This is a genomic window from Streptomyces sp. NPDC059679, from assembly GCF_042734105.1.
In the GTDB taxonomy this organism is placed as follows: Bacteria; Actinomycetota; Actinomycetes; order Streptomycetales; family Streptomycetaceae; genus Streptomyces.
Genome location: NZ_JBHWES010000064.1, coordinates 57,385 through 71,634, shown reverse-complemented (window position 1 = coordinate 71,634; position 14,250 = coordinate 57,385). Strand labels below are relative to the sequence as shown.

Annotated in this window: 13 protein-coding genes; 5 read left to right on the top strand and 8 right to left on the bottom strand. The window is 72.6% G+C overall.

The genetic code is table 11. The features are described from left to right. Positions 1-153 precede the first annotated feature (153 nt). Together ACFV2X_RS43545 and ACFV2X_RS43540 are read left to right on the top strand one after the other, a co-directional pair. Positions 154-456 (top strand): hypothetical protein, encoded by a 303-nt coding sequence (locus ACFV2X_RS43545; protein ID WP_385627078.1) that lies wholly within the window; start codon positions 154-156, stop codon positions 454-456. 45 nt (positions 457-501) lie between these two features. After that, a complete protein-coding gene (locus tag ACFV2X_RS43540; RefSeq protein ID WP_385627076.1) occupies positions 502-1,164 on the top strand; it encodes an NADPH-dependent FMN reductase in 663 nt (220 codons plus the stop codon). Between the two features lie 16 nt (positions 1,165-1,180). On the opposite strand, the gene ACFV2X_RS43535 is transcribed toward ACFV2X_RS43540, so the two are convergent. Then, on the bottom strand, positions 1,181-1,636 hold the full coding sequence (locus tag ACFV2X_RS43535) for a winged helix-turn-helix transcriptional regulator (protein WP_385627074.1): 456 nt from the start codon (positions 1,634-1,636) through the stop codon (positions 1,181-1,183). Positions 1,637-1,799: 163 nt separating this feature from the next. Between ACFV2X_RS43535 and ACFV2X_RS43530 the strand changes: the two genes are divergently transcribed. Further along, positions 1,800-4,685, top strand: coding sequence for a BTAD domain-containing putative transcriptional regulator (locus tag ACFV2X_RS43530; RefSeq protein ID WP_385627072.1), 2,886 nt, complete (start codon positions 1,800-1,802; stop codon positions 4,683-4,685). Positions 4,686-4,711: 26 nt separating this feature from the next. Here the strand turns inward: ACFV2X_RS43530 and ACFV2X_RS43525 are convergent, their stop codons facing one another. The 6 genes from ACFV2X_RS43525 to ACFV2X_RS43500 all read right to left on the bottom strand — a co-directional run bounded on the left by ACFV2X_RS43525 (position 4,712) and on the right by ACFV2X_RS43500 (position 9,340). Next, positions 4,712-5,173: a S26 family signal peptidase gene (locus tag ACFV2X_RS43525; RefSeq protein ID WP_385627070.1), complete on the bottom strand. Its 462-nt coding sequence runs from the start codon at positions 5,171-5,173 to the stop codon at positions 4,712-4,714. After that, the gene (locus ACFV2X_RS43520; protein ID WP_385627068.1) at positions 5,170-7,128 is read right to left on the bottom strand and encodes an ABC transporter ATP-binding protein; all 1,959 of its coding nucleotides are present in this window, start codon (positions 7,126-7,128) and stop codon (positions 5,170-5,172) included. The genes ACFV2X_RS43525 and ACFV2X_RS43520 overlap by 4 nt, the downstream gene beginning before the upstream one ends. Beyond that, a complete protein-coding gene (locus ACFV2X_RS43515; RefSeq protein ID WP_385627066.1) occupies positions 7,125-7,709 on the bottom strand; it encodes a peroxiredoxin family protein in 585 nt (194 codons plus the stop codon). Before ACFV2X_RS43515 ends, ACFV2X_RS43520 begins: the two co-directional genes overlap by 4 nt. A gap of 28 nt (positions 7,710-7,737) precedes the next feature. Then, positions 7,738-8,280 (bottom strand): MauE/DoxX family redox-associated membrane protein, encoded by a 543-nt coding sequence (locus ACFV2X_RS43510; protein ID WP_385627064.1) that lies wholly within the window; start codon positions 8,278-8,280, stop codon positions 7,738-7,740. Between the two features lie 170 nt (positions 8,281-8,450). Beyond that, complete coding sequence (locus ACFV2X_RS43505) at positions 8,451-8,654, bottom strand: hypothetical protein (protein WP_385627063.1); 204 nt, start codon at positions 8,652-8,654, stop codon at positions 8,451-8,453. Positions 8,655-8,773: 119 nt separating this feature from the next. Further along, positions 8,774-9,340: a TlpA disulfide reductase family protein gene (locus ACFV2X_RS43500; protein ID WP_385627061.1), complete on the bottom strand. Its 567-nt coding sequence runs from the start codon at positions 9,338-9,340 to the stop codon at positions 8,774-8,776. A gap of 221 nt (positions 9,341-9,561) precedes the next feature. On the opposite strand from ACFV2X_RS43500, the gene ACFV2X_RS43495 reads away from it, so the two are divergent. Both ACFV2X_RS43495 and ACFV2X_RS43490 read left to right on the top strand, forming a co-directional pair. Next, positions 9,562-10,434 (top strand): pentapeptide repeat-containing protein, encoded by an 873-nt coding sequence (locus ACFV2X_RS43495; RefSeq protein WP_385627060.1) that lies wholly within the window; start codon positions 9,562-9,564, stop codon positions 10,432-10,434. A gap of 152 nt (positions 10,435-10,586) precedes the next feature. Further along, the gene (locus ACFV2X_RS43490; RefSeq protein ID WP_385627058.1) at positions 10,587-13,421 is read left to right on the top strand and encodes a BTAD domain-containing putative transcriptional regulator; all 2,835 of its coding nucleotides are present in this window, start codon (positions 10,587-10,589) and stop codon (positions 13,419-13,421) included. 16 nt (positions 13,422-13,437) lie between these two features. Here the strand turns inward: ACFV2X_RS43490 and ACFV2X_RS43485 are convergent, their stop codons facing one another. Continuing rightward, positions 13,438-14,223, bottom strand: coding sequence for an N-acetyltransferase (locus ACFV2X_RS43485; protein ID WP_385627057.1), 786 nt, complete (start codon positions 14,221-14,223; stop codon positions 13,438-13,440). Between the last annotated feature and the right edge of the window lie 27 nt (positions 14,224-14,250).

The window sequence follows — 14,250 nt, the reverse complement described above, 5'->3', positions numbered from 1 at the left end:
TACTGATCCGGCGACCCCCGAGATATACACTCCCTAATTCGCCGGCAGCGTCAGTTGTTTAAAAGAGACAGCCCCTGCCGGGGCTCTCCCGCTCTCGCGGGAACGCCCGCGGGGGCCGGACCGCGCGCCCCGGCCCCGGCGTAGGGTGCCCCCATGGGTGGGTTACTTCCGTTCCTGATGGTCGTCGGCTCTCTCGCCGTGGTCATGGCCTTCTTCACCTGGCTGGCCGTCCTCGTCCGGCGCCGCGGTGTCGCCGGGTCGGCCTTCCGCTCCATCGTGGACGTCTACGACCAGGCTTGGCACGCGACCGGCCACGATTCCCACTACGAGATTCAGGTGCAGGCGGAACGCAAGCTGCCGATCCCGTCGCCGGACGACCCCTGGCGCCCCGACCGCGGCGTGATCACCCGGCCCGCCTCGCCGTCGCGCGGGGGCGCCGGGGCCGTGCCACGATGAACGCGTTCCGGACGAAAGCTCGTCGCGCACGGGAGGAACGGCCCCATGTCCATGGACGACCAGGCTCCCGGCCCGCTGCGGGTGCTCGTCTTCGGCGGCGCGCTGCGGATCGGGTCCGTCAACGCCCGTCTCGCCTCGCTCGTGGCCCGCCTGGTCACCGAGCACGGCGCCGTTGCCGACCTCGCCACCATGCGCGAGTTCGCCATGCCCCCGTACGACGGCGACGCGGAGGCCGCCGAAGGGGTGCCACGGGGCGCCCTCGCGCTGCGCGACCGGCTCGAACGGGCCGACGCCTTTGTGATCTCCTCCCCCGAGTACAACGCCTCCGTGCCCGGCGTCCTGAAGAACGCGATCGACTGGGTCTCGCGAATCCGGCCACAGCCGTTCGGGACCAAGCACGGACTGCTCGTCTCCGCCTCCCCGTCCATGATGGGCGCCAATCGCGGGCTGTGGTCCCTGAGGGTCCCCCTGGAACACCTCGGCACCCGCGTCTACCCGGACATGTTCAGCCTGCCCAGGGCCTACGAGGCCTTCACCGAGGACGGCCGGCTCACCGACTCCGGCCTGCAGCAGCGCCTCAGCCAGACCGTCGGCGCCTTCCTCCGCCTCGTCGAGGCCGATGCCCACTATGTCTGCCTGCGGCGCCGGTGGTACGAGTTCCTGGGAGACAGCACACAGGCGCCCGTCATCCAGCGGGCGGAGGGGTAAGCCCCGCCGGCACGGCTCACCCGGCCTCGGGCCCTGTGGTGGTCCATCCCGGCGCCTCGACGCGGTGGGTGAGCGTGTTCCGGGACGCCCGCTCCCCGCACGCACCGCAGACCACGACCGGCTCCAACTCCGCGCCGCAGGAGTGCTCGAGCACCACCGGGGGCCGGTCGGCGAGGTGCCGGTCGCCCCACTTCATCAGCATCAGCAGCACCGGTTCGAGCTCCCAGCCCGCCTGCGTGGGCCGGTACTCGAAGCGCCGGGGGCGCTCGCTGTAGGGGACCTTCTCCAGCACGCCCGCCTCCACCAGGCGGCGCAGCCGCGCCGCGAGAATGTCGCGCGGCGCCCCGATGTTGCGGACCATGGCGTCGAAGCGCCGCACCCCGAGGAACACCTCACGGAGGACGAGCAGGGAGTGCTTCTCCCCGACCACGGCGAGCGAGTCGGCGATGGAGCAGGGCCGTGGATCCTTCATACGCGCAGCGTACGGGGAGTGGGTTTGGTTCTCAAACCAAGGCGGTCGGGCCGGAATCCGCCTACCGCCCGAGCGGCGGTTATCATACCCGCCAACTGAGCATCCACCCGCGGCAGATGGGCCGACCAGCCCAGTTGTCCGGAAGGTGCTCGGAGGTACGCAGATGAGATTCGCTCTACTCGGTCCGCTGACCGTCCACGACGGTGAGGCCGCCCGCCCGATCAGCAGCCCCAAGGGCAGGGCGCTGCTGGGCGCGCTCCTCCTGCAGCCCAATCACGCGGTCCCGCTGGACACCCTGGAGGCAGTGCTGTGGGGCGAGCATCCGCCCGCCACCGCGAGCGCCTCGCTGCACAACCATGTGGCCCGGCTGCGGCGCCTCCTCGCCGAGGACGGCGAGCCGCGGCTGCGGGCGGTGCCCGGCGGATATCTGCTGACCGTCGGAGCGGGCGAGCTGGACAGCGAGTTGTTCGCGGAACGGCTGGAGCGCGCCCGCGCCGACCGGCTGCGGCAGGACTGGGCGGGGGTCGGACGGGAGACCGTACGGGCCCTGGAGCTGTGGCGCGGCTCGCCGCTGGCCAATCTGCCGGACTCGGCCCTCAGCCATCCGGAGGTGCGGCCGCAGATCCAGCAGTTCCAGGAGGCCCGGCTGCAGGCGCTGGAGTGGCGCTTCGACGCCGAGCTGCGGCTCGGGCACCACGGGGGGCTGGCCCCCGAGCTGGCCCGGCTGGCCGAGGAGCATCCGCTGCGTGAGGTTTTCCACCGTCAGCTGATGCTCGTCCTGCACCGCACCGACCGGCAGGCCGAAGCGCTCACCGTGTTCCACCGACTGAGACGCACGCTGATCGACGAGCTCGGCATCGAGCCGGGGCCCGCCGTCCAGGAGGCGCATCAGGAGATCCTGACGGCTCAGCGGGTCACCGTGGCCATGCCTCCCACCAGACCCATCGCGCCCACCATGCCCACCGCACCCGACGCCCTCGACACCCCCGGCACACCGGCCGCGATCAGCACACCGGCCGCGCCGCCCCGCTCCGCCCGCCGACTCCGCCCGGCCCCGGCCCAACTGCCCGCCGACATCGTGGACTTCGCCGGCCGGGAGTCCGAACTCGAACGGCTCAGCGCCATGCTCCGCCCCGACCCGGCGGTCACGGTGCCCCGCGTCGTGGTGGTCTCGGGCATGGCGGGCGTCGGCAAGACCGCGCTGGCCGTGCACACGGCGCACCGCCTGCGCGACCAGTTCCCCGACGGCCAGCTCCACGCCGATCTGCGCGGCTTCGGTGCCGGCGACGCCCGCAGCCCGCACGACCTGCTCGCCCGGTTCCTGACTGATCTGGGCGTACGGGAGAAATCGCTGCCCGAGCACACCGACGACCGCGCCGCGCGGTTCCGTTCCGCTCTGGACGGCCGGCGTGTGCTGGTACTGCTGGACAACGCCAAGGACGCCGCGCAGCTCATCCCGCTGCTGCCGGGCAGCGGTGGTTGCGCGGTGCTGGTCACCAGCCGCCACACCCTCGCCGGTCTGCCGGGCGTCGGCCGACTGCGCCTCGACCCCCTGGACCCGGAGGGCCAGCGACAGCTGCTGACCTCGCTCTGCGGCTCCCGTCGGATGCGGGCCGACCCCAAGGCGGCGGCCAGGATTCTCGCCGCCTGCGGCGGACTGCCGCTCGCGCTGCGGCTGGCCGGGGCGCAGCTGGCCGGCCGGCCCAGCTGGCCGCTGACCACGCTGGCGCAGCGCCTGGATTCCAGCCGGGGGCGGCTGCGGGCCCTGTCCGCGGGCGGCCTTGCCGTCCAGGACACCTTCGCCATGAGCTATGTGGCGATGCGCGACAGCCCGCTGTCCCCGGAGACCGAGCGGGCGCACGGCTTCAGGATGCTGGGGCTGTGGTCGGGGCACACCCTGGCCGCGGAGTCGGCCGCCGCGCTGCTCGGACGGCCGGTCGACGAGGCGCACGACCTGTTGGAGTATCTGGTGGACGCCCACCTGCTGCAGACCCCGTCGCCCGGCCACTACACCTTCCACGACCTGCTCGGCGAGTATGCGCGGGAGCGGGCCGCCGAGGAGGAGTCGCCGGAGGCCCGGGCGGCGGCCCGGCTGAGGCTGGTCGTCTGGTACACCGCCGCGGTGGCGAAGGCGGACGCCGTGCTGACGTCCCGGTGTCATCCGCTGCCGCCCCTGGAGACCGAGGTCGCCGCGCCCCTGCCCGCCTTCGCCGACACCGACGAGGCCCTGCAGTGGTGCGTACGGGAGCTGCCCGCGCTCTCGGAGGCGATCCAGCTGGCGGCCCGGTACACCCGGCCCGACCTGGCCTGGCGGATGGCCGCGGGGCTGTTCGGCTACGCGCAGCGGTTCTGGTGGACCAGGGAGTGGGAGCGCTGTATGGGGCTCGCGCTGCGCTGCACGGAGGAGCACCACGACCTGCTCGGCCAGGGGTGGCTGCACCGCCGCATGGGCCTGGCCCACGGGATGGCCCACCGGCTGGAGCTGTGTCTGGAGCATTTACAGGTGGCCCTGTCCTGTTTCGAGAAGGCGGATGACATCGTGGGGCAGGCGTCGTCGTATGCCGGGCTGGCCGAGGTCCACCGCAGGCTGGGGCAGTTGAGCGGGGTGCTGTCCTGCGGTGAGCGGGCCGTGGAGCTGCACCGGGAGGCGGGCGATCCGAGGGGCGTCGCGACGGTCCTGAGCAGCATGGGCGACGCGCTGATGGAGGCCGGTGAGCCGACGGCGGCCGAGGAGCGCTATCGGGAGGCCCTGGAGCTGTGGCGGGATCACGGCGTCCTCGACGGCACGGCCACCACCCTGACCCGGCTCGGGGACGCCCTGACCACGCTGGACCGCCCGGCTGAGGCCTTCCAGGCGCTGGAGGAGGCGCTGCGGATCCGGCTGCGCCTCGGCGAGCACGTCGGCACGGCCGACACCCTGGAGACCATCGCACTGGCCCACTTCCACTTCGGTGACCAACTGGCCGCCCGGGAGCACTGGGAGCGGTCGCTGACGATGGGCCGCAGGCTGCGGCTGCCGCCACGGGACGTGGCGCGGCTGGACCTTTGAGCGTGTCTTGGCGCGCTGTGCGGGCATCAGGCGGCGGCTTGCTCGTCTCCCGTACGGAGCCGCAACAGCACCACCCCGTACATCCGGTCCGCCGGGCACATGCCCCACTGCTTGGAGTCCTCCGAGCGGGGGTGGTCGCCGCGCAGCACCAGCATGCCCGGGGGTACGCGGCCGGGCCGGTCTCCCGCCACCCAGGAGGGCACTGGATCACCGGCCGCCGCGACGACCCGTTTGACGTACCAGCCGGCGGCTCCGGAGGGGTCCGCTGGCCCGTTCCACCCCGTGTGGCGGTCGGGCCGCTGGACGACCACGATCCGGCCGGACCTGGCCCGGTGGCGGCGGCGCAGCACCAGCAGCACATCGCCGTGGCGCAGCGTCGGGGTCATGCTGCCGCCGCGCACCGTGACGGTGGACAGCAGCAGCCGGGCCGCCGGCACGGCCCCGATCAGCAGTGCCGCGGCGCCCAGGACCAGGGCCGCCGCGCTCATCCGGCGACCGCCGTGGTCGGCACCGCGCCGGTCGCGCCGGTCTCCCCGGGCGGCGGCCCGGCGCTGTCCGCCGACGGGGCCGGGTCCTCCCGGTAGCCCTCCGCCTGGGTGTGGAAGAGCCGGGCGTAGAGGCCGTCGGGGGAGGCGGTGAGGGAGGCGTGGTCGCCGCTCTCCAGGATCTTGCCGTCCTGTACGACGACGATCCGGTCGGCCCGGCGGACCGCGCTGAGCCGGTGGGAGACCAGGATGCTGGTGGAGCCGGCGCGCAGCTCCCGCAGCCGGTCGTGGACCTCCCGCTCGGCGACCGCGTCCAGGCCGGAGCTGGGCTCGTCCAGGATCATCAGATCGCGGCCCTGACGCATCAGCCCGCGGGCCAGCGCCAGGCGCTGCCACTGCCCGCCGGACAGGTGGACGCCGTTGGCCGCGGCGGCCTCACCGCCCCCGTCCTCCTCGCCGTCCTCGTCGTGTTCGTCCCCGGCGTGGAACAGCCTGCTCAGCATGGTCCGGTAGCCGGCCGGCAGCCGCTCGACGGTCTCGTGGACCCCGGCGCGTTCGGCGGCGGCCCGGATCCGGTCCAGGTCATCGATCGCCTCCAGGTCGCCGAGCCCGATGTTCTCAGCGGCGCTGAGGTCGTAGTCCATGTAGTCCTGGAACACGGCCCCGATCCGCTGCCGCAGCCGGTCCACGGGCACGTCGCGGATGTCGACGCCGTCCCACAGCACCGAGCCGCGCTGCGGGTCGTAGAACCGGCAGAGCAGCTTGACCAGCGTGCTCTTGCCGGCCCCGTTGAGCCCGACCACGGCCAGGCTGGTGCCGTGCGGGATGGTCAGGTTCAGACCGCGCAGCACCCACGGGGAGTCCTCGCCGTAGCGGAACCACACGTCGCGCAGCTCGATGGCGTGGGCCAGCGGGGCCACTTCCCGGGGCTGCGACGGCCCGGCCAGGTCGTCCCGCACCGCGACCACCGCCAGGTAGTGGTGGAAGACCAGCGCGGACTGGTGTCCCAGGGCGACGCCCTGGATCAGGACGCTCAGCCCGGACTGGAGGCCGGCCAAGGCCGCGATGAAGACCGACACATCGCCGATGCTGATGTTCCCCGCGGCGGCCGTCTGCACGGCCCACAGCAGCCCACCGGCCGACAGCAGCGCCCCGAGGGCGGCCAGGGAGACCTGGGTCCGCACCACACCGCGCTCCAGCCGGTCCTCGGCGCTGTTGGCCGAGCGCAGTTCGGTGAGCATCCGGCCGTGCAGAAAGTCCCCGAGACCGAAGAGGCGGACTTCCTTGGCGGCCTGCAAATCCGTCAACAGCATCTGGTAGAAGAGCTTGCGCCGCATACCGGGGCTGGTGCGCCACATCAGCCCGGCCCGCCGTCGGCTCAGCGCCAGATGGGCGACCATCGCGGGCACGGCGGCCACCAGCGCGGCACCCGCCATGACCGGGCTGATCGCCAGCAGGGTGCCCAGGAACCCGGCGATGCCCAGGGCCCCCTGCAGGGTGGACAGGCCCATCTGGACCAGCTGGTCGGGGGCGTGCTCGGCGGACTGCTGGGCCAGCCGCAGCCGGTCGTGGAAGCGGGGCTCCTCCAGCCGCGCCAGCCCGCTCAACCGGTTGACCGCGGTGAACAGCCGGTCCTGCGCGTGCAGGCCGATGGCCCGCCGGGCGCGCCCTTGCGCATACCTGGTGACGGCCGAGGTGGCGGCCATCGCGATGCCCAGAGCGCCGATGCCCGCCGCACACCACGCCAGTGCCCCGGTCCGGGGGTCGTCGGCGGCGAGCTCGTCGAGCGCGGCCTTGGTCAGCCAGGCGGTGGCGACCGGCGCCATGCCGCCGATCACCGCCGTCACGGCCTGGAGCAGCAGCATGCCGGGACATGCCTGCCAGGCCAGCGCGTAGGCCGCCTTCATCCCGCGTGTGACGGAGACGCCGTCCTCCGCACCGAGGTCCTCGGAGCTCACGGCATCGACGGCTGTGCGGGCTCGCCCAGCCCCTCCAGGCCGATGCTCGTGACGGTCGCGACCCCGTCGGCGTCGTAGTGGGCGAATCCGGGGTAGAAGCGGGCTCCGAAGAGATTGCTGACCGGAGCGTCCAGGAACTCGGGCACCACATAGTCGGCGACGCCCACGAGCCGGGCCGCCAACTCGCTGTCGGCCGCGTCGATCCCGACCACCGTGGCCAGCACCCGGCCCCCCGCCTCGCGCACCCGGCGCGCCCGCTCGCCGAGCTCGGGCACGCTGTCGTCGCAGCTCGAGCACTCCAGCGACAGGAAGGCGATCAGCACCTCCCGGTCGGCCAGGTCGTCGCGCGTGACCGTCGTACCCTCGGCGGTGACCCCGGTGAAGGCGGGCATCCGGTCTCCGGGCGCGATCCCCAGCTCGAGCTCCCCGTCGACGGCGACGGGGCCATGGCCGTGGCCGTGGTGCGCGGCCGGCGGGGCGCTCACGCGCGCACGCCAGCGACGCGTCACGGCCACGGTCAGCGCGGCGTTGACCGCCGCGAGGGCCGCGACCAGAACGAGTCCTGCGACGAGGTATTCCACGGGTGTCCTTTCCTGCTGCGGCGCCGTCTCACCGGCCGAGGTCCCCGGCGGGTATCGGGGACTGGAAGAGCGCGGCGATGTCATCGACGAAGACGGTCAAGGTGGTGAGCAGCCCGGCCGCGACGACGGCCAGTGCGATCCCCGGCACATGGGCGGGCACTCCGTCGCCGAGGCGCAGCGCCACGAGGGTGCCCAGGCCGGCCGCCGCCAGCAGCACCGCGTTGCGGGCGACGTGCCAGCCGCCCATGGGCACCTCACTGGCGCCGAAGCAGGCGCACTTCACCGTCTTCCCGCGGACCAGTACCAGGACCGGGACGGCCGTCAGCCCGCAGCAGAACGGCGTGGCGAGGACGAATCCGCCGGTGACGGTGGCGGGCACGGCCAGCAGCAGCGCGATCAGCAGTTCGCCGACCGGCACCAGTACGGCGAGCGGGGGCCTCAGCCGCTTGGGGATGAAGTCGAAACCTTCGAGGGAGGCGGCGAATACGCCCGGGGAGCGCAGCTTGGACACCGCCGCCAGCGTCATCACCGCCACCAGAGTGAGGCGGCAGGCAAGCGATACGTACAACACGGAGGCTCCTGGGAGGGGTTGCGCGAAGGCGATGTGGCCGCTTCGGAGAGCGGGAACCGGCCGTATCGCGGCTCGTTCGGCGAGCTTCGGCGTGCCGACGTGGCCGCCCCGACGGGATGGCCACGCGGCAGCTCAACCGGCGTTATTCAGGCCGACAGTGCTTAAGCAAATCAGCAGTAGTTGTGGCTCATGCTGTACCAGGCGCCGCAGACAACCTTGCAGGCACCGTTGGTCGAGCAGTTGCGACAGAAGCAGGTACCGCTCATTTCCTTGCACTGGGTGTACGGGTCCGGCGGGCAGGCGGCGTCGGCGGTGGCCTTGGGAAGCAGCACCTCGACGGCGCGGGTGACACGCTCGGTCACGCTTCGGAACATTGCCTCTCCTTGGGGTTGGTGTGATCGGTTTCCGCACGCGGGCAAGCCGCCGCCACGAAGGGACGTCGAACGCGGCGGCCGCGGCCCGCGCGGGCCTTGTGGGTGGGGCCTTCGGGACGCTACGAGGCGACAGGCTGGGCCCGCAGGGCGGAGACGCCCGCGCCCGCCGTGGTCACCACGCCGTCGGGCCCGTACCAGGCGTGGCTCGGGTAGTGCTTGGCGCCGTACCGCTTCGACAACTCGGCCTCGGAGTCCTCGGCGATCACGATGTCCATCACCTCGCGGAGCATCGCGGCCAGCTCACTGTCGGCCGAGTCGTCTCCATGGACGATCGCCAGGGTGGTCCCTCCGTCGGCCCGCAGCCGCTCGGCGTGCCCGGCGAAGAGGGGCACGGCATCGACGCAGGCCTTGCAGGTGAGCGAGAAGAACCCGACCAGGGTCTCCTTGTCGAGCAGAGTGCGCTCCGTGACCACGGTGCCATCGAGGGCACGGGCGGAGAAATCCGGGAGCCGGTCGCCGGTCCGGATGCTGGAGATGGCCCCGGTCGTGGGGAAGCCATGGCTGTGCCCGCCGCCGGCGCCGGAAGCCTCCAGCTCCCGCCACCTGCGGAGCACGACCAGGAGGATCGCCAGGTTCAGCACGCTGATGACGCCGACCAGCACCAGCCCGACTACAGCGAATATCACGACATGCGTCCTCTCCCCGTACCCGCGGTCGCCAGTGCGCCGCGGCCGCTCGGCGACGACCTTGCCCAAGGGGGCTAACCGGTCGCTAACAGGCCCCTAACAGCCCGCCAACACGGCTCGTCGGGGCCCCGGGGAGACTTTCCGGGGCCTCGGGGAGAATGGCCACCAGTTCCGAGCGCGGCATACAGCGGTGCTCATCTCACGGCAGGAGATCAGGCACCTTGTCCCGCAAGCGCGAAACCCCTTCGGCCGGCACCCCGGCGGCCGACCCCGACCGGCGCTCCCTGCGGGCCGACTGCGCGAACTGCTTCGGACTGTGCTGTGTCGCCCTGCCCTTCGCCGCCTCGGCGGATTTCGCGGTCGACAAGGCGGCCGGGCGGCCGTGTACGAACCTCCAGCAGGACTTCCGCTGCGGCATCCACGCGCAGCTGCGCGAGCGGGGCTTCTCCGGCTGCACGGTCTTCGACTGCTTCGGAGCCGGCCAGAAGGTCTCCCAGACCACCTTCGGCGGCCGGGACTGGCGGCAGGCCCCCGAGACCGCGCCCCGGATGTTCGAGGTGTTCCCCGTCATGCGGGCCCTGCACGAGCTGCTGTGGTACGTGACCGAAGCGCTGGCCCTACCGCCGGCCCGCCCGGTCCACGCCGACCTCCGCCGCGCGCTGGCGGACCTCGACGGCCTCACCCGCGGCAGCGCCGAGTCCCTGGCCGGTCTTGACGTGGCGGCGCTGCGCCAGGATGTGAACGTACTGCTGGTGCGCGTCGGCGAGTTGGTGCGGGCCAACGTCCCGGGGCGCAAGAAGAACCACCGGGGGGCCGATCTCATCGGGGCTCGCCTGAAGGGCGCCGACCTGCGTGGCGCCAACCTTCGCGGGGCCCTGCTCATCGCGGCCGATCTGACCGGCGCGGACCTGCGGTCGGCGGATCTGATCGGGGTGGACTTCCGCGACGCCGATCTGACCGGCGCCGACCTCACCGGAGCCGTCTTCCTCACTCAGGCCCAGCTCAACGCGGCCAGGGGAGACGCCACCACCAGGCTGCCGGAGACGCTGAGCCGCCCGGCCCACTGGACCTCCGAGCGTTTTCGGTCAACTTGACCCGCGACGGCCGGGGGAGAGTACTCCGCGACCGGTGAATGATGCACGGGAACGGCCGCTGGAGAGGTATAACCGTTACCAGAACGGCGAGTTGACGTATCGACGAAACGAGACAGGGACCGGGCTTGGGCCAAGGACCTCGGAGGTAACGGGTGCGGTATCGGGTCCTGGGGGCGCTTGAGCTGTGGGACGGCGACCGATGGATCTCCCTCGGCCCCGCCAAGTGGCGCATGCTGCTCGCGGTGCTGCTGTGCCACGCCAACCGGACCGTGCCCACCGAACGGCTCATGGACGAGCTGTGGGGCGAGGAGGGGCGCCCGCAGAGCGCCGGCAAGTTGCTGCAGACCTATGTGTCGCGGCTGCGGCAGACCCTGGGCGATGAGTCCGGTGAGGTCCTGATCACCGACAAGCAGGGCTACAAGGCACACGGATACCGACTCGCCGTGGAGGCGGCCGAGTTCGACGCCCACCGGTTCGAGCAGCTGGTCGAGGAGGGGCGGCGCGGCCTGGACCGGGACACGCCCGAGGCCGCCGCCGAGCGGCTGCGCGAGGCGCTGGGGCTGTGGCACGGGTCACCGTTCCAGGACGTACCCCCCACCCCGGCCGTGGAGGCGGAGGCCACGCGGCTCGAGGAGTGCCGCCTCGAGGCCGTGGACGCCCGGATCGAGGCCGATCTGCGCTGCGGCCGTCACGCCTCCGTACTGGGCGAGCTGGAGGCCCTGACGGCCGAACACCCCTTCCGGGAGGATCTGCGCGGCCGCCAGATGCTGGCGCTGTACCGATCCGGGCGGCAGGCCGACGCCCTGGCGGCGTACCGCGATCTGCGCGGGGCGCTGGCCGATGAACTCGGCGTCGAGCCGACCCCGGCGCTGCAGCGGCTGCACCAGCGGATCCTGACCGCCGACGAGACCCTGATGCCGCCGGAGCGTGCGGCGGAGGGGGCAGCAGCCGGCTCCGGCCCGGGGACACCTGCCGCGCCCCCTCGCGCCGCCCGCGCCCCCCGGGGCCCCCGCCAGCTCCCGCCCGCCAGCCCCGCGTTCACCGGGCGCCACGGCGAGATCGCGGTGATTCGGACGCTGATCGAAGAAGCGGAGGAACACGACGGCTCCGGGGCCGTGGCCACCGATGGCGGCGACGGAGGCGCGGGCGGGCGGCCCGTGGTGATCGCGGCCATCGACGGTACCGGCGGGGTCGGCAAGTCGAGCCTGGTCATCCATGCCGCGCATCAGCTCGCCGACCGATTCCCCGACGGTCAGCTCTACGTCGATCTGCACGGCGCCACCGCGGGTCTTACGGCCCTGGACCCCGGCGAAGTACTCGGCCGGTTTCTGCGCGCCCTCGGGGTGGACGGCTCCACCGTACCCAGCTCCACCGACGAGGCATCGGCCCAGTTCCGCTCGCTGGCGGCGGGCCGGCGGCTGCTGGTGATCCTGGACAACGCCGCCTCCGTGGAGCAGGTCCGCCCGCTGCTGCCCGCCGGGCCCGGCTGCAGTGCGCTGGTCACCAGCCGCGAAATGCTCACCACCCTCGAAGGCGCCACCCATCTGCACCTGGACGTCCTCCCCCGCGACCAGGCCGTGGCACTGCTGGAGCGGATCGTCGGCGCGGAGCGGGTCCGGGCCGAGCCCGAAGAAGCCGAGGCCATCACCCGGCTGTGCGGCGGTCTGCCGCTGGCGCTGCGGATCGCCGGGGCCCGGCTGGCCGCCCGCCCCGGGCGGCCGCTGCGCACCCTGGTCACCAAGCTGACCGACGTACGCGGCCGGCTGGACGAGCTGAGCTTCGGCGACCTTGCCGTACGGACCAGCTTCCAGGTCAGCTACGACGGCTTCCGCGAGGGCCGGCGTTCCGACGACCTGGACGCCGCGCGGGCGTTTCGGCTGCTGGGCGCGTTGCCCGGACCGGATGTGAGCCTGCCGGTGGCCACCGCCCTGCTGGGGCTGAGCGAGAGCCGGACCGAGAGCGCGCTGGAGCGGCTGGTCGACGCACAGCTCCTGGAGAGCCCGGACTCGATCCGCTACCACATGCACGACCTGCTCCGGCTGTTCGCCACCGAGCGGGCGGAGCAGGAGGACTCCGAGACCGAGCGGTCGACGGCCGTGGCGCGCGGGCTGTCCTGCTACCTGGCCACCGCCCAGCAGGCGGTCACCCTGCTCGATCCGCTGCGCCCTGGGCCCGGGCGCCCCGTCGACGGCGACGGCACCGTGGTCCCGCTGGGCGACAGCGCGGAGGCGGACGCCTGGCTGAAGGCCGAACTCCGCAACCTGCTGGCCGCAGTCGCCTACGCCGTGGAACGGCCGGAGCCGGTGGCGCGCCTCGGTGTGCGGCTGGCGCAGTCGCTGCAGTGGTTTCTCTATCCGCGGGCGCACGCCCAGGACCTGCAGTCGGTCAACGAGCTGGCGATCTCGGCGGCCCGCCGCCTCGGCGACCTGGAGAGCGAGGCGTGGTTGCTCGACCATCTCGCGGGTGCGTACTGGCTGCAGCGCGCGTACGACGACGTCCGGGAGTGTCTGGAGTCGGCGTTGGAGATCTGGCGTGAACTGGGCCATCACGAGGGTGAGCTGCGGACCCTGTGCAACCTCGCCGACGCGCTGTGCGAGCTGGGACTCCACGAGGAGGCCATCGTTGTGCAGAAGCGCCAGCTGGCACTGGCCCGGGAGATCGGCGACCCGGCGGCCGAGGTGGTCGGCCTGGGCAACCTCGGCCGCGCCCACCGCGGTCTCGGCCATCCCGAGGAGGCCCTGACCTGCTTCCGGGAGAGCCTGGAGGGCGCGCGGCGGACGGGCAACATCCACCACCAGGGGTTCGCCCTGTACGAGATGGGGCTCACGTACATGGAGCAGGGGAAGTTCCCCGAGGGGCGGACGCACATGGATGAGGCCCTGCCCGTGTGGAAGCGGCCGGGCACCTACGAGAGCTGGCGCGGGCACACCTGGAGCGGGCTCTTCCCCGCCTGTATGACGCTTCAGATCGGCCCCGGGCCGCGCTGAGGCGTGTTTCCGACGCTCAGACCTGCTCGGTTCGTGCGCCGTGGCGGATCCACACATTGGGTTCGACGTAGACCGCGCGGTCCTGGGTGGTGTCGCAGCGCACCGGCACCAGGCCGCCGGGCACCTCGACGTCGCCGTCGCGGTCGAAGGGCAGACCGGTCCACCGCCGCCACTGCGCCAGGGATCCGCTGACCGTCATCGAGGCCGGAGCGACCTTCTCGATGGTGCCACCCGCCTTGACGTGCACCCTCAGCCAGGGGTCGCTCGGCAGTCCGTCCTCGCGCCGCCCGCGGATGTACTCGGCCATGGGCAGGTGCGGATGCAGGTGTTTGGCCGTCGGGCGCACCGGGGCCAGCAGCGTGTCGTGGCCCTGCTGGGCGACCGTGGCGCGCAGCGCCTCCAGCATGCGGTACGACAGCCCGCGGCCGAGGTATTCGGTGTCCACCGTGATCTCGAGCGCGCTGGCCACGGTCGGCGGATGTCCGCCGCGCCGGTCGCGGAACGCCCAGCTCACCACCCGGTCCCAGCCCTGGTCGGGCATCTCCTCGCGGCCGTCGAGCTCGGCGTTGAAGGGCACGCTGAGCCCTCGTGCCACGACGCGGTCGCCGTCGGTCGCCACCACGCAGTACTCGGGAAACTCCTCCACCACCCGGCTCAGGAGTGCGCTGGAGACCAGGTCATGGGTGATGAACTCCGGCCAGGTCTCGGCGATCTCATAGACGCGGTCGATCAACGAGGGACGGTCGGCGAGCGGGGTGATCAGGATGGTGTCGCTATGTGTCACGGCGGGCAACGTTGCCATAACCGCAGCGCACGGGCCAGTTTTTTC